This window comes from Methanosarcina sp. A14, assembly GCF_001729375.1.
Classification (GTDB): domain Archaea; phylum Halobacteriota; class Methanosarcinia; order Methanosarcinales; family Methanosarcinaceae; genus Methanosarcina; species Methanosarcina barkeri.
The window spans coordinates 1-3,208 of record NZ_LZPK01000217.1; the positions used below are offsets into that span (position 1 = coordinate 1).

The window sequence follows — 3,208 nt, forward strand, 5'->3', positions numbered from 1 at the left end:
ACTGATAAACACTAACTAATGAGGACAATATTCTAAAAGTAAAAAAGTACTATTCCAGTTTAATTTGTTCCATTAATCTCTATTCTTTCGTTACTCAAGATTAATTTAAACTATTAAAGGAATCTGACCGTGTGCCAATTTTTCGGTAAAATCACAAATTTCAAGAAGTTGCGTGGTAGAAAATTCCATATAGAGAGATCAATTTTCTCCATAGAACGCAAAAACTTTACTTCAAATTTACAGCAAATTTGAAACACTGCCAATCTTTTTCGAAATCTTTTGAATTTACTGACGACATTATAAAGGCGGTTCTGCAAAATTTCTTAAAATAGTATTCATTTTAATCTCTTTATTTTTAGTTTCCTAAAGTTTTTTACAGAATTATTTTAAAATAATATGAAGGTCAATATGTTCTCAGTTCAGCATTTATATTTTACACTATAACTTACATTTATTACTCACATTTGTTATTAATCTACTATGTTTTTCAGGCTGGGCTGTCAGTTTTTCAGATAAGGGAACAAACAGAAAGTCTGAACTCCAGGGAAACAAATTTCAGTTACAGATTTACACTCATAACAAGAACGAAACGGAGGGAGTTTACTCATGCAATTGAAGTTAGAACATTTTAACATAAAAATAGGGCAGCACAAGATATTACTAAATATTGCCGACGCAAAGGAACTTGGAGTTAATCCGGGGGACAGGGTACGTATTCGCGGGCATGAGAGCCTTTCTGCAATTGTGGATACAACGGATGATCTGGTTCCTCCAGGCACGCTGGGCGTTTTTTCCGAGGTATATGAGCACTTTGTGTCCTGGGATAAGCCGGTGGAAGTTGTTCCGGCATTCCGTTCAAAATCCACATCCGTGATCAAGAAAATGATGGATAAAAAACCTGTTGCGCAGGCAGAGATTAAAACACTCGTAAACGATATCGTGGAAGAAAATCTCAGCGAGATCGAACTCTCGGCTTTTATAACATCTTCTTATATTCACGGAATGACCGACGACGAGGTCGAATGGCTTACAAGGGCTATGATTGAGAGCGGAGACACGATTGAGTTTGACACTCATCCTATAATGGACAAACACTCGATAGGAGGAGTGCCCGGAAACAAGATCTCCCTTCTTGTTGTTCCTATTATCGCTGCAAATGGGCTTCTTATTCCAAAGACGAGTTCCAGGGCGATTACAGGAGCAGGAGGAACTGCTGACCTTATGGAAGTACTCTGTCCGGTAGAGTTCAGCTCTCAGGAAGTCAAAGAGATTACCGAAAAAGTCGGGGGTGCACTTGTCTGGGGTGGAGCCACAAATATAGCGCCTGCCGATGACAAGCTCATAAGGATTGAATACCCTCTCTCCATTGACCCTTACTACCAGATGCTTGCCTCGATTATGGCAAAAAAAGGAGCTATCGGAGCAGACAATGTAGTAATGGACATTCCGGTCGGGCCAAGCACAAAAGTTCCAACTGTTCAGGAGGGACAAAAACTTGCAAGAGACCTGATTAACCTCGGGCACAGGCTTGGAATGAACGTTGAATGTGCAATTACCTATGGTTCGTCTCCGATTGGAAGAAAAGTAGGGCCCTCACTGGAAGTCAGGGAAGCCCTGAAAGTGCTGGAAAGTATGGAAGGCCCGAACAGTCTTATTGAAAAGAGTGCGGCTCTTGCGGGTATCCTGCTTGAGATGGGAGGTGCGGCTCCAAGGGACCGCGGAAAGGAAGTTGCACTGGAAACACTAAGGAGCGGGAAAGCCCTTGAGAAGATGAAACAGATTATTGAGGCCCAGGGTGGAGATCCAAAGATTACCTCGGCTGACATCCAGGTAGGGCAATATACTGCCGACATTCTCGCTTCTGCGGACGGATATGTAATCGAGTTTGACAATAAGTGGATAATTGAAATTGCCAGACTTGCAGGAGCTCCTAATGATAAAGGAGCCGGGGTCGCTATTCACAAGAAAATGGGAGAATCCGTTAAGAAGGGAGATCCTATCCTTACCATCTATGCTGAAAAAGAGTTCAAACTAGATACCGCATTGACAACGGCCCAGAGAACAAACCCGATAGTTGTTGAGGGCATGCTTCTTAAGAGAATTCCCGGAACCTACGGGTTCCAGTAATCTTCTCTTATTTTTTTCAGTGAAATACTTTAATACCTTGCAGGGTTTTAGCACGAGCATGAAAAGAATTGTTTTGCTGCGTCTGGGGCACCGCCCTGAAAGGGATAAAAGAATCACCACCCATGTAGGCTTAACTGCCCGGCTGCTCGGTGCAGAAGGTATGCTCCTTGCCTCAAATGACCCCGGAATAATAGCAACTCTTGAAGATGTTGTCAGCCGCTGGGGCGGAAATTTCTATATTAAGAATAATGTCAATTATAAGCAGGAAATCAAGGAATGGAAAGCCGCCGGTGGAAAAGTCTGCCATCTTTCAATGTATGGGATCAATCTTCCCGATGTCACGGACGAGCTTAAAAGCTGTGATAAGCTTATGATCGTGGTAGGAGCAGAAAAGGTGCCTCCGGAAATATATCAGCTTGCGGACTGGAATGTTGCAGTTGGAAGCCAGCCCCATTCCGAGGTTGCAGCGGTTGCAATTACTCTGGACAGGATTGCAGACGGCGAGCCACTTAAAAGAGAATTCAAAAATGCTGAGCTGACAATTGTACCAGCAGAAAGGGGTAAAAAGGTTATAGAAAATCTTAGGGATTAAGTCTATCTCCCTTTTAGCTTTTCTTTACAGCCTGCATCTTCTATTTATCAGAACCCTTTACTTTTTTCAGGATTGTTTACTTTTTTGACTGGGGTTTTTTATATTCAGATTTTTATCTCTGAGTTCATCCCAAAACTTGAAATTTGCTTCTTAGACCTTGTATTTCGAATAATCAATCAAGCTCAAGATCATAAAAACAATTCTGAAAATTCCCAACGATTGATAACAAAGTGGCTTTTTGGATAGGCTCTCTTTATACTTTAATGAAGGTTCCCATCTTCATTAAGAATCTTCAGCAGCTCTATGATCGAATACGAAGCCCGGGTAATTCCCATGCTGCGCTTGTCAGTATCTGTACCCACTACATAGAGGTTCCGAACAGGAGTTCGAATACCTGCGAACTTTCCATTAATTGCGACTGCAGCCTTTTCCGGAACCATTATCTGTTCGTGACGCATATCAATATATCTTTCAATGTTTGGATGGGCA

At 41.9% G+C, this 3,208-nt stretch carries 2 protein-coding genes and 1 pseudogene; 2 read left to right on the plus strand and 1 reads right to left on the minus strand.

Annotation, left to right across the window (positions count from 1 at the left end; translation table 11 throughout):
* The first annotated feature begins 606 nt into the window (after positions 1–606).
* Positions 607–2,127, plus strand: a complete 1,521-nt coding sequence (locus A9239_RS10910; RefSeq protein ID WP_048116459.1) for an AMP phosphorylase — start codon at positions 607–609, stop codon at positions 2,125–2,127.
* Positions 2,128–2,185: 58 nt separating this feature from the next.
* The gene (locus A9239_RS10915) at positions 2,186–2,719 is read left to right on the plus strand and encodes a tRNA (cytidine(56)-2'-O)-methyltransferase (RefSeq protein ID WP_048116456.1); all 534 of its coding nucleotides are present in this window, start codon (positions 2,186–2,188) and stop codon (positions 2,717–2,719) included.
* A 260-nt stretch (positions 2,720–2,979) separates the two neighbouring features.
* Here the strand turns inward: A9239_RS10915 and A9239_RS10920 are convergent.
* Positions 2,980–3,208, minus strand: a pseudogene (locus tag A9239_RS10920) (NAD(P)/FAD-dependent oxidoreductase); the annotation flags it as partial.

Coding starts and splice junctions, on each gene's coding strand:
- A9239_RS10910 (WP_048116459.1), top strand. CDS start 607: ATGCAATTGAAGTTAGAACATTTTAACATAAAAATAGGGCAGCACAAG.
- A9239_RS10915 (WP_048116456.1), top strand. CDS start 2,186: ATGAAAAGAATTGTTTTGCTGCGTCTGGGGCACCGCCCTGAAAGGGAT.